Here is a 26,666-nt window from a genome sequence, read left to right as displayed (position 1 = left end):
TGATCAAATTGTTTCTCACAGTTATATGGTCATTTCGTTGGCATACTCCTTTTCAGACACCTCTTCTGTTTTTTCGATGATGATGGATGCCAGACCTGAAATGGTAGGATGCAAAAAGAGTTCTTGAAGGCTGATCTCAATCGCTAAGATCTCCCGGATTTTATTGATGAGCAGTATGGCCCTGATCGAGTTACCTCCCAGCTCAATAAAATTTTGGTCTACACCAATTCCTTCCACACCAAGCATCTCTCGCCATATTTCTAGTAGCTGCTCTTCCGTTTCATTGGAAGGGGCAGCCAAAGTACGATCGATTTCAAAATTTAATTTTTGGGCAGCCAGCGTTTTTCTGTCGAGCTTTCCGTTCGCAGTTTTAGGGTAATCCGTTACCTCTATAAACTGTTCCGGAACCATGTAATTGGGCAGGTTTAGCTTTAAATGATTGACTAGTTTTTCCTTTGAAAATGTGTGATTTACTTGAATGTAGGCCGTCAGATGCTTAAAATCATTGCGTTCTATCGGCACTACAACACATTGATCAATACCATCATATTCCTCGGCTTTTCTTTCAATTTCACTTAATTCTATCCTGTGACCATTGAGTTTAATTTGAAAATCATTCCGACCTATGTACTCAAGATCTCCCTCTTCGGACCATCGGACCAAATCGCCTGTTTTATACATAAGTGCCCCTTTTAAAAATGGGTTATCTACAAAACGTTCTTTGGTCAATTGTTCACGTTCAAGGTATCCCATTGACACCCCCTCTCCTGCTATGTATAATTCTCCCGGGACACCTATTGGAACCATTTGCTTAGACTTATCCAAAACATACAGTTGCGTATTGGCCAGGGGCTTACCTATGCTAACAGGATGCTGATCCCTTATCTCTTTGACAGACGACCAAATAGTCGTTTCCGTGGGGCCATACATGTTGAAATGAGATTTACCCCGAAGTGCAATAAGGCTGTCTGATAAAGATTGTGCCAGCGCTTCTCCTCCAATCAACAATCGCTCGATCTGTTTCAGTGAATTTTCACCATCTTTTTCTAGTATTAATTCCTGAATTAGCGATGGTGTTGCCTGCAAACTGGTAACCGCATGTCGCTTGATCATGACGGAAGTAGGATCGTGTTGCTTCAGGCTATCAGATAGAAAACGATATTGTTTGCCATGCCGTTTGATGGACTCTTTCAGTTCATTTAGGTCGTCAAGGTGATCAACCACAATATCCGTGGCTATTCCAAAGTCGATCAGGCAGGCAATTTCACGTACTCCGATTTCCTTGAATTCCTTTATTTTATTGAGGCACTCATTCGGAGTACCAAATAATCCATTGGCTTGATAATACCGCTGGAATCCCATCTCTACAACTGCTTCTATGTCATGTTGGTTGCTCGTATCGAGCCCCTCCTTCCTGGCCATAGGTTCCAGCAACCCAATGGAGTTCCGTAAATAGTTTTTAAAAGGTTCCTCAACAATTTCTTTTGCCTTGTTCGAGTTGTCACACACAAAAGTGTGCAGCATCAGCGCCACTACATGGTCTTTGGGATCATAACCATTGAGCCTCAATGATTCATGATAAGCTGTGATTTTTTCACCTAGCTCCTCTTTGCTTTGTCCCAATAAGTGCGTCAAGACATTGGCACCAATTGTACCTGCATATCTAAATGTTTCAATACTTCCTGATGCAGTAATCCAGACTTTAAGTGACTTTTGAATAGGCTTGGGATGTACTGTAAATTGATAATCGTCTCCTACACCATTTTTTAAAGTAATGTGACCGCCCCCCCAAAGGTTTTTAAGTTCTTTGATCTGTTCCTTCATCACCTGATGACGATTAGAATAAGCTTCCGGAGCCAATACAAAATCGTTAGGGTGCCAACCTGAAGCGATGGATAGCTCTACACGTCCTTCACTCAGGTTATCGACCATTGCCCATTCTTCTGCCACACGAATCGTATTATGCAATGGCAATACCACACTACCTGATCGAATCTTGACATTTGAGGTCACAGCCGCTACTGCAGCAGCAGCCACTGCAGGATTAGGAAATTGATCACCAAATTCATGAAAGTGCCTTTCAGGTACCCATATGCTCTCAAATCCATGTGTATCCGCAAACTGAGCCCCTTCAAGCAATAATTTGTACTTATTTTCCGCGGTTACTTCTTGCTGTGCGGCAAAGTAGAACAAGCTTAATTTCATATCGCCATAGTCTGTCGGCGGAATAGCCCGGTCTTGCTGCAAGACCACATGATGCCCGTTACTAAGCGTCCATAGAAGTTCTAGAATCGAGATATCGAAATTTATCGTTGTGGTTGCTAGCCAGGTCTCCACCTCTTCCTGTTGGTCAAATCGACTGTTCAACCCTTGAAAGAAGTTATACAGGTTTTGATGAGACACCATCACGCCTTTTGGATTGCCTGTGGTCCCAGATGTGTAGATGATGTACGCCCTTGAATGGAATTCTACTTTAGGTAATGTTACCTTATTATCCAACGGTCGCCAAACGGCCTGATCATCTAAACAAATCAACTGACTCCCCTGTGGGAGAAACTCACTAATTGCCGTATTTGATAGAATGAAATCGCATTGACTATCCTTCAAAATAAAATCGATTCTTTCTAACGGATAGGAAGCATCTATTGGCAGATAGGTGGCTCCAGATTTCATGATACCAAGAATGCCAACAATCATTTCCGAAGTGCGCGGATAACAAAGTGCAACGATTGAATGCTCTCCCACTCCCTGTGCCAAAAGATATTGAGCAAGATGGTCTGATTGTGCCTGGAGTTGAGCACAAGATACCTGCTGATTATTTGCAGTTATGGCTATTTTTTCAGAAGACCTGGCTGCCTTTTCGGTAATCGTATCAAGAATAGTGGTGTTCTCCTGAAATGAAACCTGAGATTGGTTAAAGGTTTCCAGCAAGGTCTTCCTCTCGGTCATTGGCAGGTACTCAATTTTTGACAACTCCTTTTCAGGTGCTTGCGACACGTCCATTATCAATTGATGGAAGTGATTGAGACTTCTGGTTATGGCCTTATCCGAATAGATTGATTGATCATACTTGAAGACAATATGCAATTCATCTGCGGTGGGACAGACCCAAATACTAAAGTCAAAGTTATTCTCTTCGTAAACTTCGATTTGCTCAATTTCAAATGAAGGATCATTGCCTTTGGCCAGCGATTCCTCCACGGGATAATTCTCGAAGACCAGGACATGATCCATAAGGTTCATCCCTAGCTCACTTTGCGATTGTACCTCCGACAGGTTCATGTAATGATGTGACGTAGAACCGATAGACGCTTCTTGTACTCGTTTGATCAAGTCCAGGGCCGTATCTGACGACTGATACCTCACCCTGAAGGGTATCGTATTGATAAACAATCCTATCATATGCTCCACACCCGTCAATTGAGGAGGACGACCGGAAACCACTGATCCAAAGACCACATCTTGCGTATTGTTGTACTTGGAAAGTAAAAACCCCCACAGCGCATGTATCAGGTTACTTTGGGTAACTCCTGCCTTTTTACACAATTCAAGAAGCAAACGGTACTGTTGGCCTGAAATAACCAATTGCTCTTCCTGCAAATTTCGCTCTTCAACAAGCACCTGCTTTTTGAATGGTGCCTCCGCCAGATCAGTATATCCTGACAGATAATCTTTCCAGTAGGTAGCGGATTGTTGCTGATCCAACGCTTCGAGCCATCCAATGTAATGCGCATAAGGACGCGGTGGACTTGATAGCTGTTCACCTCTCATGAGCAAGTAAAAGTCATTGACCAGTTGACTAATGCACCATGCATCCATGAGAATATGGTGGTGGCTCCAAATAAACTCATAGAGGTTTTCTTCTATTTCAAGTACCAGCAGCCTCATCTGCCCTACTGTACCAAGATCAAAGCCTTTGGCACGATCGGCCAACTTCCTCTCAGCAATATAAGCTTGCCTTTCTGCAACGGACATACCCGCCGGCAATACCCCGTAGCTAAAACTCTTTTCCACTCCAGGCGATTTATGTACTACTTGCAGTGGAAGCCCTTCCAAATCATTCCTGAAACTGGTACGCAACACACCATGTCGCTCAATCAGCTGCTCATAAGCTTGCCTCAAAATACCCTCTTCTATTATGGATGAACGGAGTGTGTAGGAAACTTGCTCAAAGTACAAAGAGGTGGACGAATCAGCCAGCCAGTGGAAGTAGATGCCAGATTGTAAAGGAGACAGTGGATATACATCCTCTATGCCACCATCTGAATTCAGGGAATTGAGCTCCTTGATGGACAGTCCTTTAAAGGTCAAATCAGATGGTGTCAACAATTTTTCCTTGTGCGATGACAAACGCAAGATCATTGACCGCAACTGGCTTTCATAAGCTTTCAGTAGTTGATCAATAGTCGATTGGTCATATTGCCTGGAAGAATAGCTAATCCACAAGCTTAGAGAACCTGACACAGTCATACCACCGATGCTTAGTTTAGCCTCCGATCCATTTTCTTCACCTATCTCGTTCCCGATGGTTTCATCTTCGGCAGCATAACTAAAGATGCCATCGCTGCTGCCCGCCGCATTGTCACCAAAATCTCCCAAATAGTTGAACTCTATCGATGGCTCAAATGCTTCAGGGAATCTTTGCCCCAAATGGGCAAGTACCCCATACCCTATCCCCTTGTTGGGTACCTGGCGCAATGATTCTTTTACATGCACCAGAGCCATATCTTCTTCCAGAGCACCTACCTCCAATACATAGGGATACATGGACGTAAACCACCCAACAGTTCTCGATATATCTAGCGAATCCAATATTTCCTCTCTTCCGTGTCCTTCTAGCAATACCGATACTGAGTTGGCACCAAACACTTCCCTCAAGGCAAGTCCTAGCGAGGTAAGCAACAGGTCATTAATGTCCGTATTGTATACGCCGTGTACCTGCTCGCTCAATAATTGGGTGATGTCGGTTGGTAACGAAAAGCCTTTTTTGGTATCGTAAACCAATACTTGTCCTGCTTCTCCATCAACAGGCAGTTGGTCTGTGTGGCGAACCAACTGATCTTGCCAGTAACCATGTTCAGCTTGCATCACAGCAGTAGTGGCATGGTCTTTCAACTCCCTAGCCCACCGCTGGTACGAGTCTGTCTTGGGTGGCAATGCAAATGGACTCCCGCTCATTGCCTGACCATAGAGGGTAGATAAGTCTTCTAAAAGTATACGCCATGATACACCATCAATGACCAAATGGTGGATGATCAGTCCCAACCTGTCGTCATCGGAAAGGCGGAAACATAACGCCTTCAATAATGGGCCCTGGGCAAGGTCAATGGACGCCTGCTCAGTTTGGCCGTAGCTGTCCATCCTGGCTTGCTCATCTGCCTCACTGCGCAGGTCGATTTCTACTAGCGAAAACCGCTCGCCTTCACTGCTTGGGCGGTTCCGCTGTTGCCATCCTTCATTGCCTTGTTGGAATACCATTCTAAGGGCATCGTGGTGTACTGTCAAATAATCAAGGCAGCGAGACATTTGATCCATGTCTATCCGCTCAGAGCTTTGCAGCAGCACCGATTGGTTATTGTGATGATGTTGGCTAATATAGGAGGCATTAAAAAAGTCCGCTTGCACAGGGGTGATCACTACATCTCCTGTAACCTCTGACTGGTCCATTTCTGACTTTTCCAGAGAAGACATAAATGTTGATAGTACACCAACTTCAGGATTGCGCAATATATCCTGCACCTTTAGGCCAAAACCTTTCTGTTTAAGCCTTGATGTGATCTGAATGGATTTTATGGAATCTCCACCTAGCTCGAAAAAGTTGTCCCCAATACCAATTCCATCACGCTTTAGTACCTCCTCCATGGCTTGAACCAGCACTTCTTCGGCTTGGTTTCTCGGAGGAACGTAAGCCATCGCTTCGGTTTTCGCCTGTTCTGGATCTGGGAGTGCTTTTTTATCCAACTTGCCATTAGGCGTCAGTGGCAGTGTCTCCAACTCCACCAAATGGGATGGCACCATATAGGAAGGCAAAACATGCTGTAAATGGGTTCTAACTTCGGATACATCCCCTTTTTCCATCACCATATAACCTATCAGTTCTGCTCCCCTACCAGACAAGTTCCTGGCGATTACTGCTCCCTGACTTACACCCTCAAAGGCTAGCAGGTAATGTTCAATTTCACCTAGTTCGATACGGTATCCACGAACTTTCACCTGGTCATCCTTTCGGCCCAGGTACTCCATTGTACCATCTGGTAGCCACCTCCCCATATCTCCCGTTCGATACATTCGCTCACCTTCGACAAAAGGATTAGGGATAAATCGCTCTGCAGTCAACTCAGGTCTATTCAAATAACCCTGTCCCAGGCAAATTCCGGAAATACATATTTCGCCGACAACTTCCATGGGACAAAGTGCCAAATACTCATCCACAACATACAACTGCGTATTCATGATCGGCTTGCCGATCGACACTTGACTACCTGCTGGAACGCTATCCATCGTATGCAGCGTCACATCATCCGATGCTTCGGCAGGGCCATAGGCATTGACTACCTTAATATCCGGATATAGCTGGAACCATCGATCAACTATGCTCCAATCAACTTTTTCACCTGTTACCAGCAAATATGAGAGCCTCTTTAGCTTCTTTTCAGAATCATCTATCTCCAGCAGCGAATTGAGATAGGATGGTACTAACTGAAGAATATTGACTTCATCCTCGAATAGATGGCTTAAAAATGAACCTGGATCAAGTAAAAGCTGACCATCGTACACAATTGTACTACCACCAGTTATCAGGGCATTAAGTAACTGCCATATAGAAATGTCAAATGTCTGAGGCGCTGTTTGTGCAATCTTGGTTGAGGCATCCAAATGAAGGTTTTGCTCCATTGCCAACAAGTGATTGAGTAACCCTACGTGGCTAATAATGGCACCTTTTGGTTTACCAGTTGAACCAGAAGTATAGATCACATAAGCTACGTCCTGTCCATCAGGTTTTAACGTAAGGTCATCTTTTGGATATGAACTGATATGATCACTGAATTCCCGGATAATGCTTTCATCCAAGAGGTATTTGCATTGGCTGTCTTCTAATAAATAGGCAATACGTTCTTCTGGATAGGTAGGATCGATAGGCACATAAACTCCTCTCAATTTAAAAATGGCAAGTATGCTGACCACCAACCAATCACTCCGATCAATGGTGACCGCAATCAAATCGCCCTTCGCTGGAGAAAACTCCTTACTTAAATAATGAGCCAGCTGGTTTGACCTTTGCTCCAACTCCTGATAACTGAGGGTTTTGTCACCAAATTTTACTGCTATTGCATCCGGTGATTTAGATACTTGTTCACCAAAGTGATCAATAAAGGATTTACTTTCATCAATTTCGACGTACGTATCATTAAAATCATTAAGCAGCAGGTTGCGCTCTTTTGGCGACAAATAATCAATTTGACTGATTTTCTCAGTCGGCTCATCAAGTAGTGCTGAAATGATCTCACTGAAATGAGACATGAATCGCTCTACCGATGCCTGCTCATATATATCGGTATTGAAATCCAGTTCAAAATAGATACTGTCTCCATATTGTTCGAAGGTAATATCCATATCGAATCTGGACATAGATTCACCTAAATCGGTTATCGTTCCACTCTTAACATGATTCTGATCGCTGGTCACATTGCTATTCAAGAATGTTACCATTATATCGAAAATTGGACTCCTGCTCTGATCTCTTTTGAAAACAAGCTCCTCCACCAACAGGTCAAAAGGATACGACTGATGCTTGATCGCCTCAATAACCAGCCTTTTCGTTTTTTTGCATACCTGCAGAAACGTGTCTCCGTCTTCTATCTGGCACTTGAGCGCTAATGTTCTAATGTAGAAACCCAATTGATTTTCCAATTCAGGATGTTCACGCCCAGCCAGAGAGGTCCCCAATACGATATTATTGATTGAGCAGTACCGATGGAAAAACGCATACCACGCCGACATAATCACGACGAATAGGCTTGTGCCTTCTTGTTTTGCAAAAACCTCAATTTTTTGGGTCAGGTTCTGGGAGAAGCTGGTAGCCAGCCTGCGGCCATTGTAGGTCTTGACTTTTGGTCGGAGCTTGCTAATAGGTAAATCCAGCAATGGCGTGTCACCCGAAAATTGTTCCAACCAGAATTTTCTATGACCATCCATCACTTCACCGGCAAGCTGTTCTTGCTGCCAAAAAGCATAATCCTTATAATGAATATTGAGATCCGGTAATTCTGCTGTCTTACCGGATTTTAATGCTTCGTATATTGCGAGCGTATCCCGGTTGAGCAACTGCATGGACCATGCATCACTAATAATATGATGAAGGTTGTAGTAGAAAAGAATTTTTTGAGCATTCAGCACAAAGAAGGCCACCCGAATCAATGGTCCCTTTTCAAGATCAAATGGTGCATATGAATCATCCGAAATGTAGGCTTCGGCTTCCTTGAGTGCCTCTTCTGATTCACTAAGATCGATCGTCTTAATACTCAAATCAACATGAGCGACTGGTAGTATCTTTTGCCCAACTTCTCCTTGATCATCTTCTACGAATACAGTCCTGAGGATCTCATGGCGAGCCATTACTTCATTGATGGCCTGAGAAAGGAGCTCGATATCGTATGAGTGGTCGAGCGCTACAACGGATGGGTTATTGTACGCCAAGGCTCCTCCTTCAAATTGATTGAGTATCCATAGGCTCTTCTGCGAGCTTGACAATGGATACACCTCCCTTTCGGGTGCCTCTGTAATGACTTCTCCACTGGAAGACCGATGGGATTTGATTTCTTCTATCAGTTCGGTCTTGAATTCCCTTACCAGGGCGATCAACTCAGGAGGCACATTAAGGTCCTTGCGACAAACAAGGCTTAGTTTATCATGCTCATCCAGCTCCAACTTGATTTCACTGGCCTGTAATCGTTCTATGATTTGATTGATACTGGGTTTCAAATTTCTATCGTTTTGGTCTCGTTAGGATTATTGCTAGATGTAGGAGTTAACCATTTGATCTTATCTACCTCGCGGGCGATGTGTTCAATGGTCGGATGTTCAAATAAAAGAGCAATATCAAGCTTGACGCTTAGCCCTTTTTCTATTTCATTCAATGCTTTCATTGCGTTAAGGCTATGGCCACCTATCTTGAAGAAGTCGTCGTGGATGCCAATGTCCTGTACACCAAGTATGTCCTGCCAAATAGCTACTAAATGCTTCTCCGTATCATTGGTGGGTGCGACGTAGTTTATTTCAGAGCGAAGATGATCCACAGGGTCAGGCAACTTTTGCTTATCCACTTTGCCATTCGGAGTGAGTGGGATAACATCAACAGGGGTTAAATAACCCGGCACCATATGGTCTGGCAGCCTGTCTTTCAAATAAGCTCTTAATTCTTCTACCTCGCCCTCTGCCACATAGTACCCGATAAGTTCTTTTAGCCCCTGTTCCAATTCTCGTACCAGGACATAGGCATCTGTTACTGAAGGGTGAGCCTTCATATTAAAAGCGACTTCCCCTGGCTCGATACGGAATCCACGAATCTTGACCTGATCATCACGCCTACCCATAAACTGAATAGCGCCATCTGACATCCAGAAACCTTGATCTCCTGTATCATAAAGCCTTTCACTACTGTCGAATGGATTGGTAATAAACTTCTCATCGTTGAGTTCCGTAAGGTTAAGGTAACCCCTGGCAAGCCCTTTTCCTGAAACATAGATAGCTCCGGGTATTCCAATGGGTTGTGGTCTCAACTGATGATCAAGAATGTATATACGTCCATTTGCAATTGGTTTGCCTATAGGAATGGCCTGGGTGAAAGTCCTTCCTTTGGGTAAATGGTAACAGGTACTATACGTGGTATCCTCCGATGGCCCGTAGAGATTTCTTGTTTCAATATTTTTAGTGACCAGATAGTTGGCCAGATCAATTGGGAAAGGTTCACCAGCAAGGTTGACCATGGCAACTTGCTCTGGTAATTCTCCTTCTAGTTCCAGTGTCGCCTGCAAAGCTGATGGCACCGTATTGATCAAAACCCTGTTATCTAATGGCAGACACATTCTAATCTCAAGCGCATTATCCAGGATTCTTATGGTTTTACCGACAGACAGTGGATAGAACATCTCAAATACTGAAAGGTCGAAACAATGAGAAGTGGAAGCATAGACGACATCAAATTGGGCCTTATCAAATTCCTGGTCTGCCCACTGAATCAGCTCAGAAGCATTTTGATGTGTTATCATCACTCCTTTTGGCTTACCTGTAGACCCTGAAGTGTAAATGATATAGGCCAATGACGAAGCATCTACAGATACATCCGGATCATTCAAAGACAGATTTTGCTTATGCTCCAAAAAGCGATGTAAAAACGTTTCGTCGAGCACTACTTTGCAGTTACTATCTTTTTCGATCAGCTCGATTCTTTCTTGTGGATATTGCTTATCAATCGGCACATAGACCCCTCCACCCTTCAGTACTGCGAGGATAGCTGTCACCATCTGCACATTCCGTTCCAGTTTTATCCCTACAAAATCCCCTACTTCAAAATCAGTTTCTGTCAATAGATAATGGGCTAGCTCGTTTGCCTCCCTATTTAACTCTTCATAAGTCTTATTGCCATCCTTATCCATGACCGCAATACCCTCTGGGGTCTTAACTACCTGGCTTTCAAACAAACCATGTAACGTTGACTCAAACGATGTACGTTGACCAATTTCATTGAAATCATGCACCAATTTCAATTCTTCCCCGGGATCCAGGAACTGAACTTCGGCAATAGACAGATCAGGCCTGGAAACCACTGAATTGATCAGATTGCTCAGGTGAGCAGACATCTGCTTAACCATATCAGGGTGCAAGACATCTTCTGCATATCTGAATACGATTTTCCACGAATTGGCCGTTGGTACGATCCAGATATTCAAGTCGTAGTTAACCTCTTCGTAAATATCTACTTCCTCAATTTGAAATGAAGGCTCATTTCCATTGGCTAGCGCTTCCTCAACAGGAAAATTCTCGAATACCAGGACATGATCCATAAGTCCCATACCCAATTCACTGTATGATTGCACCTCAGACAAGTTCATGTAATGATGGGAAGTAGACTCGATGGCCATTTCTTGCATCCTTTTGATCAAGTCAAGAACCGTATCCGAAGACTGATACTGCACCCTGAAGGGTATGGTATTGATGAACAAGCCGATCATGCGCTCAACCCCGGTCAATTGTGGTGGGCGACCAGAAACCACTGATCCAAAAACCACATCTTGTGTGTTGTTGTATTTGGATAATAAAAGTCCCCATACTGCGTGTATTAGATTGCTCTGGGTCACGTTTGTCTCCTTACACAAATCAAGTAGCATCCGGTGTTTTTCACCTGAAATCACCACTTGTTCTTCCTTCAATTTCCTCTCACTTGTTTTTGAAAACTGCTTGAAGGGAATTCCAGCCAACTCGCTGTATCCGGACAGATAGTTCTTCCAATAGTGAACAGATTTGTTTTGATCAAGTCCTGCCAGCCAATCGATATAATTCGCATATGGTCGAGGAGCAATTGGTATATCTGCTGTTGATTCATCAATAGAGGATCGCATTAATTGATAGAAATCACCCACAAGCTGGCTAATGCTCCAACCATCCATTAGAATGTGGTGGTGGCTCCAGATAAACTCATAGAGACCTTCATCAATCTCAAGTACCGATAACCGAATCTGGCCTGCCCTGCCCAAGTCAAAACCTTTGGCCCGGTCTGCCACTTTCCGCTCTGTGATATATGCTTGTGTATCTGCAACGGACATGGACGCAGGCAATACCTCATAGCGGAAGTAATCGCCTTCACTGAGTGATTTATGCACCACCTGCAAGGGAATACCTGCAAGGTCATTACGAAAACTGGTACGCAGTACGCCGTGGCGGGCAATCAACTGATCAAAGGCCTGGCTTAACACCCCTCTTTCTATAATAGAAGAGCGTAGTGTATAGGATACTTGTTCGAAATAAAGCGTAGCAGAAGAATTAGCCAACCAGTGGTAATAGATACCAGACTGTAAAGGAGAAAGCGGGTAAACATCCTCCACGCTACCATTCGCATTGAGGTCATTCAACTCCTTGAGGGAAAGCCCTTTGTAAGTCAAGTCCGATGGCGTTAACAACCTTTCGTTACGCGATGACAAACGTTCGATCATAGATCGTAAGTTGGTCTCGTAGGCATGCAGTAAACGATCAATGGTTGACGGATTATATTGATTGGAGGAATAGCTGATCCAAAGATTCAGTGAACCAGAGATGATCATGCCCCCAACACTCAGTTGCGCTACCGATCCGTTCTCTTCACCTATCTCATTTCCAATGGTCTCACCTTCGGCGGCATAGCCAAACAGGCCATCACCATTTGCAGCAGCCCGGTCACCAAAATCCCCTAAATAATTGAATTCTACCGATGGCTCAAACTTCTCGGAGAACCCTTGCCCCAACCAGGTAAGTATTCCATAGCTTATCCCCTTGTTGGGTACCTGACGCAACGACTCTTTCACATGTACTAATGCCATGTCGTCTTCTAGCTCACCTACCTCCAACACGTAAGGATACATGGAAGTAAACCACCCAACTGTTCTTGAAACATCGAGGGAATCCAGTACTTCTTCCCTTCCATGTCCTTCTAGTAACAAGGATATTGCACCAGCTCCAAAAACATCTCTCAAGGCCAGCCCCAAAGTGGTGAGTAACAGGTCATTGATTTCCGTATTGTATACACCATTTACCTGCTCGTTCAAACGCTGAGTAACATCGGCAGGCAGTGAGAAGCTTTTTTTGGCATCATAGGCCAGAACTTCATCTGCTGTTCTATCAACTGGCAGGGCTTTCGTTTCACGAGTTAATTGATCTTGCCAATAAACATGTTCCGATTGCATCGTCGCAGAAGTAGCCAGATCATTCAGCTCGCTGGCCCATCGCTGGTACGAGTCGGTCTTTGGTGGCAGAACAAATGCATCTCCAATCGAAGATTGTGCATAAAGACTGGAAAGATCTTCCAAAAGTATACGCCAGGAAATACCGTCTATGACCAAATGATGTATGATCAACCCTAACCTGTCTCCATCCGAGAGACGGAAGTACGCGGCCTTCAAAAGTGGACCTTGGCTCAGGTCAATAGATGCCTGAAGTGCTTGACCCATATGATGCATCTTTGCCTGCTCATCTTTCTCTCCTCGTAGGTCGTATTCCACTAGCGAAAACCGCTCACCTTCTCTTAAGGCACGGTTGTGCTGTTGCCAACCATCCGCACCTTGTTGGTATACCATTCTAAGGGCATCGTGATGGGCGGTCAAATAATCAAGGCAGCGAACCAATCTGTTAAGGTCTAGCTCCTCGGAATTTCGCAACAGCACCGATTGGTTATAGTGATGACGCTGACTTATATAAGAAGAATCAAAGAACCTACGCTGTACGGGCGTTAATAACACACTTCCGGTGACTTCTGATTGTTCAGCAACATCACCATGGTTAGAGGTAATAAATGACGATAATATGCCAACCTCGGGATTACGCAATATTTCCTGGACCTTAAGCGAATAACCTTGTTGCTTAAGCCGTGATGTTATCTGAATAGATTTGATGGAGTCGCCTCCAAGTTCAAAGAAATTATCCTGGATACCAATTACTTCGCGTTTTAGCACCTCCTTCATGATGTCGACCAGCACTTGTTCAGTCTGGTTTCGAGGAGGTTGGTAAGTCTCTGTATCAGGCTTGGTGTGAACTGGATCAGGCAGTGCTTTTTTATCTAACTTCCCATTTGGTGTAAGAGGCAATGATTCCAACACGATCAAATGCGCGGGAATCATATAGGAAGGCAAAACATGTTGTAGCTGTCTACGGACTTGATCTACAGTTCCTTTTTCCAGCACCAAATAGCCGATTAGTTCAGCTCCCGAATCCGTAATGTTTCTAGCAATTACAGTTCCCTGGATCACATTGTCGCAGGCAAGCAGTTGATGTACTATTTCGCCAAGTTCAATCCGATAGCCTCTCACTTTAACCTGATCGTCTTTGCGACTTATGTACTCCACTGTTCCATCTGGAAGCCATCTGCCGATATCTCCTGTACAGTACAAGCGGGCACCTTCCTCAAAAGGATTGGAAATGAATCGCTCTTCATTTAGCTCTGGCCTATTGAGATAGCCATTGGACAGCTGAATGCCGCCAAGCATCATTTCTCCTGGTACACCTATTGGCTGCAGCTTTAGTTGATCACTAAGAATGTACAACTTTGTATTGGGAACCGGGCTACCTATGGAGACTCCATTTACAGCCGTATCTACCTTGGTTAAATCAATTGAGGTTACATCTATAGATGCTTCTGTCGGCCCATAATAATTGTGTATGCAAGCCGATTTGAGCTTCTGCTTGAACAACTCGACAGCACTGGACGGGAGAACCTCTCCACTACATACCACATGTCTCAGGGTTTTGCAGGAACCAATTGACACATCTTCCAGAAAAGCGGATAACATAGAAGGCACGAAATGTATGATCGTAACTCCCGATTCTTCAATGATCGTTTGAAGATATTCGGCATCACCCTGACCTCCCGGAGTGGCGACCACCAGCTTGCTACCAGTTATGAGTGGCATGATGAGCTCCCAAACTGAGACATCAAACGAATACGATGTTTTTTGTAGAAGTACATCCTTTTCGTCCAGACGAAGCTCATCTTTCATCCACAAAAGACGGTTGAGCAGTCCTTCATGTACAATGGTTACTCCCTTGGGACGACCGGTAGAACCTGAGGTATAAATTACGTAAGCAACCTTTTTTCGACCCGCCTTATTGATCGCAACCGCTTTTTCATCCTGAGTCGTAGCTAATTCAAATGATGCTATCAGCTTTTCATCCAAGACCAGCTTGGCCTGGCTATCCTCAATGATATAGGCTATTCTTTCTGTCGGATAGTCCGGGTCAATTGGTACGTACGCAGCTCCCGATTTGAGAATAGCCAAAATAGCCATAACAAGCCAATGGCTTCTTTCTAGTTTGATGCCTATTAAATCCCCTTCACTCAATGCATGATTAGCCATCAAATAATTGGCTAATAAATCAGACTGCCGATCTAGTTCACTAAAGGTGAGGGTTTTGTCTTCAAAGGCTACGGCAATGGCATTAGGTCTTATGCCTACTTGCTTCAAAAACAAGTCAACTACGGTTTCTTCAAAATCGTATTGCGCTATTTTGTTATTGAAGGTATTGAACAAAAGCTCTTTCTCCTCCAATCCTACATAGTCAAGTGCTCCGATTGGAATTTGTGGGTTATTCAATAGCGAGGATAATACCTGCCAGTAATGCCCAATCATCCGTTCAGATACATCCTGCGGAATTAAATCAACATTGCATTCGAGCGTCAGGAATATTGCCTCTTCAAATTCTTCGAAAGTGACATCCAGATCAAATTTATGCAGGCATTCACCTTGATCCAGAATTCCTGAAAGTTCGGCGTGATTATCCATTAACTCTTGTCTGCCTTTTTGCACGGTCAGTAGGATATCAAATACCGGACTTCTACTTGTATCACGTTGTAGGGCCAGGTCATCCACCAATCGATCAAAAGGATAGGCTTTATTTTCAAAACAAGCAGTTGTAGTTTCCTTTACTTCATCAAAGAACTGATCGAAGTTTTGTTGCTGATTGATCGTATTTCTAAATACCAGGGTATTGAGATAAAAACCTATCTGGTCTTCGAGTACGGAATCATCCCTACGTGTAACAGGGCTACCAATGATGATATCAGGGTTAGCCGTGTATTTATAAATTAGTACCTGCCAGGTAGCAAGAAGCCCCATAAACAGACTCCCCTCATTATCCTGACAGAATTGCTGAAGTCGTCTATGTAGTGTTGATGGCATCTTCGCAATCAGTCGACGGCCGTTGTATGTTTTAACTTTCGTTCGGACCTTCGATCCTGGAATATCAAGAACTGGTAGCTCACCCTTTAACAGATTTAACCAATGTTCTTTTTCCTTTTGATATCGATCAGTAGCCAGAAAGCCTTGCTCCCAAACCGCATAGTCTTTGTACTGTATTGATAGGGCTGGAAGCCTGGAAGGCTTGTTCTCAACAAAAGCATGATACAGTTCAAAAAATTCTTTTTGTAATACCTCAGCGGACCATGCATCGCTTATGATATGGTGAATATTGAAATAGAGCGTGAATATGTCACTCTCCTGCTTGAATAGTGTAATTCTTAATAATGGTCCAGAGGCTAAGTCGAATGGCAGATATGAATCTAGCGTGATCAGGCGCTCAATCTCTTTCCCAGTATTGCCAAGACCAACAAGATCGAAATACTCCAGGGGTATCTTGACGTCATTGGAGGGAAGTACCCACTGACGAATTTCGCCGCCCTCATTTTCCTTAAAGACAGTCCTTAACACCTCGTGCCTTTCGATGATAGCGCTAACTACTTTCTCCAGGATTTGGATATCATAATCACCTTGTAAGCGGATTTTAGAAGGAATATTATAGGCCTGGTGGGCGTTATCGAATTGACTAAGTATCCAAATCCTTCTCTGTCCGTCAGAAAGCACATAATTTTCTGAAATAGGTGCCTTCGGAATGGTAAGCGATTCGGACACAGATATGTCTGAGACCAAAAGGGCTTGATCCCGAATGGTGGGATTGCTAAAAAACTCTTTGATGCTGATTTTAACATCGAAGGTCTTTTTATATTCATTGGAAAGGCGGATAGCTTTTAAACTATGGCCGCCGATTTCAAAGAAATTATCTGAAATACCCACCTTGTCCACACCAAGCACCTTTTGCCAGATTTCAGCCAATTGCTGGTGAATTTCAGATGCTGGCTGATCTTCATCGATATCATGGACAGTCTCTATCAAGGCTTCCTCAGCCAATTTATGCTTATCCACTTTGCCATTAGGCGTGAGTGGCAGCGAATCCATAGGTACCAAATGCGTGGGAATCATGTAAGCAGGCAAAACCGCTTCGAGTTGCGTTCGAAGTTGCGCTACATCTCCTTCCATCACCACATAGCCAATCAGGTCATTAACCCCCGCTCCTGTTAAGTCTTTGGCAAGTACCGTCACATGACCCACTCCTTCACACGCTAGCAAGTGATGCTCGATCTCTCCGAGTTCCACACGGTAGCCACGTACTTTTACCTGATCATCCTTACGACCCAGGTATTCTATCGTTCCGTCAGGTAGCCACCTGCCCATATCCCCGGTGCGGTACATGCGTTCATCCGCTGCATGTGGGTTCGATATAAAATGTTCATCTGTCAGCTCTGGCCGATTGAGATAGCCCCTGGCAACTCCCGGCCCCGATATGCAGAGCTCACCAGCAACGCCAATGGGTTGCAGCTCCAACTCCTCAGATAGGATGTAAACCTTCTTTCCTGCAAAACCACTACCTATAGGAATATGTTGGTCCTTCTCCTGTACATGATAGAAGGTACTGTCTACACAGCATTCAGTAGGTCCATAAACATTGGTCAACTGCGGACGATCTGCTACATCAGCAAAGCTTGACAAAAAGCCATCTACGGTCTCGGAGGTAAGGGCTTCACCACCAATCAATAGCTGTTGCGCTCCGCGCCCCAACTTGTCACCTGCCATGGTCATTATTTGCAGATGTGATGGCGTACCGTCTACCAGGTCTAATCCCTGATTGACCACATAATCCCAGATATGGCCGCTTTCTTTGACTGCTTCGGGCACTATATGCAACTGATGCCCCCCTAAAAGGGCAGCAAATATCTGTTGGACGGAAGCATCGAAAACTACAGAAGCGAGCAAGCCTACCTTCATTGGCTTCTCATACTTGTCATAAACTTCTCGGAAAAGCCCTTCTACCAATCGCACTACCGAGAGATGCTCTACCATCACCCCTTTGGGATAGCCTGTAGATCCGGATGTATAAATGACATAAGCCAGATTCGAAGGGCTTAACGTAGCAGCAACAGGTTCCGTCGAATATCGCTCCTGCTCCGCCTTAAATGTCTCAATTTCATTTTTGTCTAAACACAACTTGCCAGCACTATCCTCCAAAATGAAGGAAATTCGGTCTTCCGGATAGGATGGATCTATAGGAACATAGGCCCCGCCACACTTCAGTATTGCCAGCATGGCGATGATCTGCCATTCTCCGCGCTCTAATAAAATTCCTATGCGATCTTCAGGCTTAATTCCATACGAATCTTTGATGTAATGAGCCAATTGGCTGCTTACCTTATCAAGCTGTTGGTAGGTCAACTCGGTTACCTCGTAGGAAAGCGCTATGGTATCGCTATGACGGGAAACAACTTCTGAAAATTGATCGATCAACGAAACATCTTTGCCCCCATATCCATGTGACTTGTTAAAGGTATGTAGTAGGGTCTCTTGCTCTTCGAAAGGTATATAGCCTAAAGCGCTCAACTTTCGATCGGGGGAAGTAACGAATGATTGGACCAAAGTGAGAAAGTGGTCCCCCATATTAGAAATCAGCTCGCCATCAAAGATATGCTGGTCATATTCGAAAGTGATCTCCAGATAGGTATTATAGTCCGTAATGGAAATACTGAAACTGTAGTTGTTTTCTTCATACGTATCAACAGAATCTAGTCTGATACCTGTCTCATTATTGCCTTTGGAGAGCATGATCTCCATCGGATAATTCTTATAAACCAGTACATGATCCAGCAAGTTCATACCAAGATCGCTAAGCGATTGTATGTCTGAGAGGTTTTGGTAATGATAATCGCTGCCACGAATCGACTCTTGCTGCAAGCGCTTCAAAAGGCTTAATGGAGAGTCTTTGTCTTTTTCATAATTTACCCTAACAGGAATGGCATTAATGAACAAACCAATCATCTGTTCTACCCCCAACAATTCGGATGGGCGTCCGGATACGACCATTCCAAATACTACATCTTCCGTATGGTTGTATTGAGATAATAGATAACCCCAGATTCCATTGACCATGTTGCCCTGCGTAATGCCCTGGCTGGCACCAAAACCTTTGAATTGCTCGTATAGTGCTCCTTCAATATTGACCTTCTTAAGGCCAAGTGATTTTTTACTTTCAATGCTCCTATTTGTCCGTAGCTTCGTCAACGGAACAGAGGTTAACTTCTTGTACCCTGAGAGATATTCTTTCCAGAAAGCATCCGCTTTTGATGAATCCAGCTGATCTAGCCACTCAATATACCTTGAGTATAAAGGAGGAAGGGGCTGATTAAAAGTAGAACTCCCAAGAACATCGTCGACGAGCTGGTAGAAGTCATTGACCAATGGACTCATACACCATCCATCCATAAGGATGTGATGATGGCTCCAAATAAATTCGTATAATCCTTCTTCGATCTGCAGTACCTGCAATCGAATCTGTCCTGGTGAATCTAAGTCAAAACCCCTCTTGCGGTCCGTTCGTTTCTTTTCAGCAATGTAGCGTTCGCGCTCCTCTTCTTGTATGGTTGGAGGAAGGACCTCAAAGCTAAAACTGTCTACCGCTATCTCTCGATGTACAACCTGTAAAGGCTGTCCATGAAGGTCGTTTCTAAAGCTCGTCCGCAAGACTCCATGTCGAGCAATCAACCGTTCATAGGCTTGTGCCAGCACATGCCCTTCTATGCTCTCGAAACGATATTGATAAGCGATTTGGCCAAAATACAATGAGGTTGAGGCATCTCGTAGCCAGTGATAATAAATACCAGACTGCAAAGGAGACAGTTGATAGACGTCCTCAATCGTACCGGATTCATTAATGACTGCAAGCTCTTTGAAATCCAGGCCTTTGAATGTCAGATCTGCAGGCGTCAACAACCTTTCTTTTGAAGCTGACAGCCGTGTAATCATGGTGCTCAGATGCGATTCATAAGCGTTCAACAGCCGTTCTATTGTCGACTGGTGGTAATTTTGAGAAGAATAATTGATCCATAAGCTCAACTTCCCGGAAACCGTCATGCCCCCAACACTCAGCTTGGCTTCTGATCCGTTTTGGCTTCCTATTTCAACTCCTATAGACTCTTCTTCCGGTGCATAACTAAATGCTGCTAAACTGTTATCTTCATTGCCATCACCAAAATCACCCAGGTAATTAAACTCTACGGAGGGCTCATAATTCGTTGAGAAGCCATCTCCCAAGTAGGCTAATATGCCATACCCTATTCCTTTATTTGGAACTTTTCGTAGTGACTCCTTAATACTGATCAGCGCTTCGTCATCAACATGCTCACCAATTTCCAGCACATAAGGATACAGAGAAGTGAACCATCCCACCGTGCGAGTAATATCTATTGAATCAAGTATATCTTCCCTACCGTGTCCTTCAAGCATGACTGCAATGGACTTACTTCCAAAGACATCTCTTAAGGCCAAACCCAGGCCGGTCAACAACAGGTCATTGACTTCCGTGTTGTAAGTACCATGTACTTTTTCAGCCAGCAATTGGGTTAATTCCTCAGATAAAGAAAAGCTCAGTTTTTGGTCATAAGCTACCGTGACATCAGTTTCGACATCTACCGGCACCACGTCAGTACTTCTATTTAACTGACTTTCCCAATATGCCTGTTCTTTCTGTATTTGTGGCGTTTTCGCAAAGTCTTGTAACCCTCTTGCCCATTTCTGATAGGCGTCTGTCTTTGAAGGAAGGTTCAAAGATTTGTTTAACGAGGCTTGATCGTATAGCGTTGAAAGATCCTCCAATAAAATACGCCAGGAAACGCCATCTATGATCAAATGGTGCATGATCAGTCCGAGCCGATCACCATCAGATAACTGAAAGTATGCGATCTTGAATAATGGTCCTTGCTCTAATTCGAAAGAGGCTTGTATTTCCTGACCTATACTTGACATTTTGGCGAGTTCGTCCTGCTCGCCGCGCAAGTCATATTGGGAAAGGTCATATCTTTTACCCTCCTTACCACTCCTGTTAAACTGCAGCCATTTAGTACCCCTTTGTCGGTAAACCATTCTAAGAGCATCGTGATGCCCGGTTAAAAAATCGAGGCATTTGGTCAATATATCCCTATCTATTGGGTCTGAACAGCGCAGTAGAAGCGATTGATTGAAATGGTGATGCTGATGAATATGTGAAGCCTCAAAAAATGCCCATTGAACCGGAGTTATAGCAACTTCCCCCTTGACCTCTGACTGGTCCATGGTCAATGAAGATTGAGCTGTCAAAAATGTGGACAATACACCTATCTCCGGATTGCGCAGGATATCCTGCATTTTTAAGCCAAATCCCTGTTTTTTCAGTCTTGCTATTATTTGGATAGACTTGATAGAGTCACCACCTAACTCGAAGAAGTTGTCTCTAATGCCAATGGTTTGACGTTTTAGTACTTCCTCCATCACAGCTATAAGCATCTCTTCCTCATGATTTCTTGCCGCTTGATACGTTAATTCGTCAGCAACAGAGTGATCCGGATCTGGAAAGGCATGCTTATCCACTTTGCCATTAGGCGTGAGTGGCAGCGAATCCATAGGTACCAAATGCGTGGGAATCATGTACGCAGGCAAAACCGCTTCGAGTTGTGTTCGAAGTTGCCCTACATCTCCTTCCTCCATCACCACATAGCCAATCAGGTCATTAACCCCCGCTCCTGTTAAGTCTTTGGCAAGTACCGTCACATGACCCACTCCTTCACACGCCAGCAAGTGATGCTCGATCTCTCCGAGTTCCACACGGTAACCACGTACTTTTACCTGATCATCCTTGCGACCCAGGTATTCTATCGTACCGTCACGTAGCCACCTGCCCATATCCCCGGTGCGGTACATGCGCTCATCCGCTGCATGTGGGTTCGACATAAACCGTTCATCTGTCAGCTCTGGCCGATTGAGATAGCCCCTGGCAACTCCCGGCCCCGATATGCAGAGCTCACCAGCAACGCCAATGGGTTGCAGCTCCAACTCCTCAGATAGGATGTAAACCTTCTTTCCTGCAAAACCACTACCTATAGGAATATGTTGGTCCTTCTCCTGTACATGATAGAAGGTACTGTCTACACAGCATTCAGTAGGTCCATAAACATTGGTCAACTGCGGACGATCTGCTACATCAGCAAAGCTTGACAAAAAGCCATCTACGGTCTCGGAGGTAAGGGCTTCACCACCAATCAATAGCTGTTGCGCTCCGCGCCCCAACTTGTCACCTGCCATGGTCATTATTTGCAGATGTGATGGCGTACCGTCTACCAGGTCTAATCCCTGATTGACCACATAATCCCAGATATGGCCGCTTTCTTTGACTGCTTCGGGCACTATATGCAACTGATGCCCCCCTAAAAGGGCAGCAAATATCTGTTGGACGGAAGCATCGAAAACTACAGAAGCGAGCAAGCCTACCTTCATTGGCTTCTCATACTTGTCATAAACTTCTCGGAAAAGCCCTTCTACCAATCGCACTACCGAGAGATGCTCTACCATCACCCCTTTGGGATAGCCTGTAGATCCGGATGTATAAATGACATAAGCCAGATTCGAAGGGCTTAACGTAGCAGCAACAGGTTCCGTCGAATATCGCTCCTGCTCCGCCTTAAATGTCTCAATTTCATTTTTGTCTAAACACAACTTGCCAGCACTATCCTCCAAAATGAAGGAAATTCGGTCTTCCGGATAGGATGGATCTATAGGAACATAGGCCCCGCCACACTTCAGTATTGCCAGCATGGCGATGATCTGCCATTCTCCGCGCTCTAATAAAATTCCTATGCGATCTTCAGGCTTAATTCCATACGAATCTTTGATGTAATGAGCCAATTGGCTGCTTACCTTATCAAGCTGTTGGTAGGTCAACTCGGTTGCCTCGTAGGAAAGCGCTATGGTATCGCTATGACGGGAAACAACATCTGAAAAAAGATCGATCAACGAAACATCTTTGCCCCCATATCCATGTGACCTGTTAAAGGTATGTAGTAGGGTCTCTTGCTCTTGTAGGGGTAAATATTGTAACTCCTCTAAATTCGTATTTGATTCAGAGATGGCAGCTAATATCAGGTTTTCAAAATGGAGAGTCATTCTCTCCACAATATCCAAATCGTAGATATCTTTATTGTATACCACCGTCAACTCTAACCCATCCCCTTCCCGGAAATTGAAGCTTAAATCAACATGTGCCGGGATAACCCCCACATCATATTCTTCTATTTTTATCTGATGTAAACTATCGTTTGAAACGATACTATTGACCTTACTTTGACTTTGAAAGACCATCATGACATCAAATAGTACTGAACGACTGGGGTCTCGCTCCAAATCAAGTTTATCCACTAACATGTCAAATGGATAGCCCTGATTTTCGTAGGCTGCCAAAAACTTTTTCTTTTGTTGTACAAGTAGCCCTTCAAAATGACCATTATCTGGTATGATGGTCCTGATCGCGAGCGTGTTCAGGAATAACCCTAATTGACCCTCCAAATCAGGATGGTCTCGACCCGCAATCGGCGTACCTATGATAATATCTTGTTGACCAGTATAACGATATAACAAGGCATTCAATCCTGCCATCAATGTCATAAACAGTGTGGCATCACTTTTCCTAGCAAACTGATTGAGTGTTAAAAGAAACTCAGGTGAATAAATTTTGACATATCGACCTCCCTGATAGGAAAATGTTTTTGGTCGCTCTTTGAATGTAGGGAGTTTGAGGTGCGTGATTTTTCCTTCGAATTCCTTGAGCCAATATTTTTCGGAGACTGCTATTCGTTTGTCGCGCAATTCGGCCAATAGCCACGTAGCATAATCCTTATACTGAATATGCAATTCATCTAACCGGTATTCCTTGCCCTGGACTAGATTATTATATATCTGTATTACTTCGGAAGTGAGTAACTCTACGGACCATCCATCACTGACAATGTGGTGCATGACAATGGAAAACAAGTGTTTTCCATCACCAATTTTGACAATACTGGCTTTTAGCAGTGGTGCTTGCTCAAGGTCGAATGGAGCTATGAGATAAGATTGAAGATATGTATCAACTTGATCGCTACTCTTACTTTTAAAATCCTGATATTCAATCTGAAAAGTCAACTCTGAAGCAGAAACAACGAATTGCCCAACATCGCCACCTGGATTTATCTTGAAAAAAGTCCTTAAGATTTCGTAACGATCAATGAGTTGTTTAAATGAAATCTCTAGCTTATCCACCTCCAAATCACCCGTTAACAACAACGAGCTTGATATATTGTAAGCAGCATTACCACCCTCAATTTGACTAAGCACCCAGATTCTTCTCTGGGTATCTGTCAACGGGTAGTAATCAGCTTCCAGGGCGCTAGGTATCGGAGCATAATCAACCGTATTGAGGCTAACACTTATTTCCGATATTTTAGGCTTTTCAAAAAACTCCTTTACTGAGATGCTTTTTCCTAATGTCTGATATATTCTGTTAGTAACCTGACCAACCAGTAAACTATGACCTCCTAAATCAAAGAAATCATCATTCACTCCCACTTTATCAAGTGTGAGTACTTCCTGCCAAATTTCTACCAGGGCTTCCTCCGTGTGATTTCGAGGGCTTACATAGGGTACTTGATTTACATCTTGAGTGTCTACATCGGGAAGTGCTTTCTTATCCACCTTCCCATTTTTAGTGAGTGGCACCGCAGGGACCCTGATGTAATATTTAGGAACCATATAATGTGGCAGCTTACCTTCGAGCAAGGTTTGTAATTCTACGCTTGCTATCTCTTGCCCAACAAAATAGGCTACCAGCATTTTTTCTCCTCGAACCAGCCTAAAATCAATCACTGCCTGATTGATTTCCGCGGGTAATTCTAACAAGGCATTTGCTATTTCTTCGAGCTCAACACGGTATCCTCTAATTTTGATCTGGTCATCAGCCCTTCCCAGATACTCCATGGAAAAGTCGCTCTTCCATTTTGCAAGGTCTCCGGTTCGATACAAACGTCCGTTGGGATCAAATGTATCCACCAAGAACCTTTCATTGGTCAACTCACTTCTGTTCAGGTAACCTCGTGTTACACCAGCTCCTCCTACATAGATTTCACCGATGACGCCCGTGGGCACCAGTTGCTGGAATTCATCAAGAATATAGCAAGTTGTCGTTGGGATTGGTTCTCCGATATTACTTGAAGGACTATCCATCTCTTCAAGAGAAACTTCATGATATGTTACATGTACGGTAGTTTCTGTAATACCATACATATTCACAAACTTAATATTCGGATATCCCCCTGCCCATTCCTTCAACCTTTTGGGATTAAGTTTCTCACCTCCAAATATGATGTAGCGTAAAGGAACCTTATCGACACGGCTCGAATGATCCATCAAATTGTAAAACGCAGTTGGCGTTTGATTGAGCACTGTGACTTGCTCTTCGATGATCAACTCCAGAAATTTATCCGGATCTTTGGTGATATGTGAAGGCACTACAATCAGCTTGCCTCCAAAAAGCAAGGCTCCAAAAATTTCCCAAACAGAAAAGTCAAAGCAGAAAGAATGAAACAGTGTCCATGTATCCTGATCGTTAAAATCAAATGATGGATTGGCGTTCTTGAATAACCTTACAACATTTACATGCTCCACCATGGTCCCTTTGGGTTTACCTGTGGTTCCGGAGGTGTAAATAATGTAGGCGAGATTGGATGGATTCAGTTTAACATCCGGAGTTGTGGTGGCATATTGGCGATGGGTTTTCCAAAAACTCTCTATTTCTAGCTTGTCAATGCACAATTTACATTGACTGTCAGACAGGATGTATTCAATTCTTTCCTCCGGATATTCAGGGTCGATGGGCACATAGCATCCACCTGACTTCAATACCGCCAGAATAGAAATGATCTGCCATTCACTTCGGTCAAGATTGATCCCAACTAATTCTTCAGGCAAAACGCTGTAGCGTTCAATTAGGTAATGTGCCAACTGAGAGGATCGCTCATCAAGTTCTAAATAAGTATATTCCTTGTCGCCGTATTTTAATGCGACGTTGTTAGGGGTAGCAATGACCTGCTCAAGGAACAGACTTACGATGGTTTTATCTTTAGGATAATCCGTTTTAAAGTATTCTAATGCTTTAAGTTGTTCGGTAAGTTCTTCATCTGTTAAGATTGGAATATTTGCTATTTCCAGTGCCAGATATTCTTCGAGGTTCACTAGCCATTTTTCATAATTCCTTAGAAAATGGCTGGCCACTTCACCCTCCAAATGAGCATTTTCGTAATACAATGAACAGCGTAATTCACGCCCGTCAATAGTGGTTTGAAGGTGTAGACGATTTGCATCAATCCCGGCACTATCATGATTAAAGGAAAAAGCAAGTAATTCCGTATTATCTAAAGATTCCTCGTTGGAGCTAGCACTATTTGAAAGGTTATTGTAGGCATCCTGCACCTCTTGCGTTACCATTTGCAAGTATTGCTTCAATGTGACCCCCTCAATTGATCCTAAAGAAAGATGCACTCCCAACTCCTTGTCTATCAAGTTTTGGGAAAATATTGGCTCTTCTTGCCTAAAGTACCTTTGAGACAAGGCACTATACAGGGTGATCAAAATGGTGAATTCAGCAGCTGCATTGCCTTTTGTTACCTTCTGAAAATAGGGTAAATCACTGCTACTGAAACTTACCTTTTCTATGCTGTTTTGCTGATAAGATTTCTGATGAGCCAGACGCTGCTGATCCTCCAT

The 26,666-nt window shown here is 43.8% G+C and carries 2 protein-coding genes; both read right to left on the bottom strand.

From position 1 onward, the window contains the following. Positions 1-21: 21 nt before the first annotated feature. Positions 22-8,982: an amino acid adenylation domain-containing protein gene (locus R8G66_05945; protein ID MDW3191882.1), complete on the bottom strand. Its 8,961-nt coding sequence runs from the start codon at positions 8,980-8,982 to the stop codon at positions 22-24. Beyond that, positions 8,979-26,666, bottom strand: coding sequence for an amino acid adenylation domain-containing protein (locus tag R8G66_05940; protein MDW3191881.1), 17,688 nt, complete (start codon positions 26,664-26,666; stop codon positions 8,979-8,981). The genes R8G66_05945 and R8G66_05940 overlap by 4 nt, the downstream gene beginning before the upstream one ends.

This window comes from Cytophagales bacterium (genome assembly GCA_033344775.1).
In the GTDB taxonomy this organism is placed as follows: domain Bacteria; phylum Bacteroidota; class Bacteroidia; order Cytophagales; family Cyclobacteriaceae; genus JAWPMT01.
This window is presented reverse-complemented; position numbering and strand designations above follow the sequence as displayed.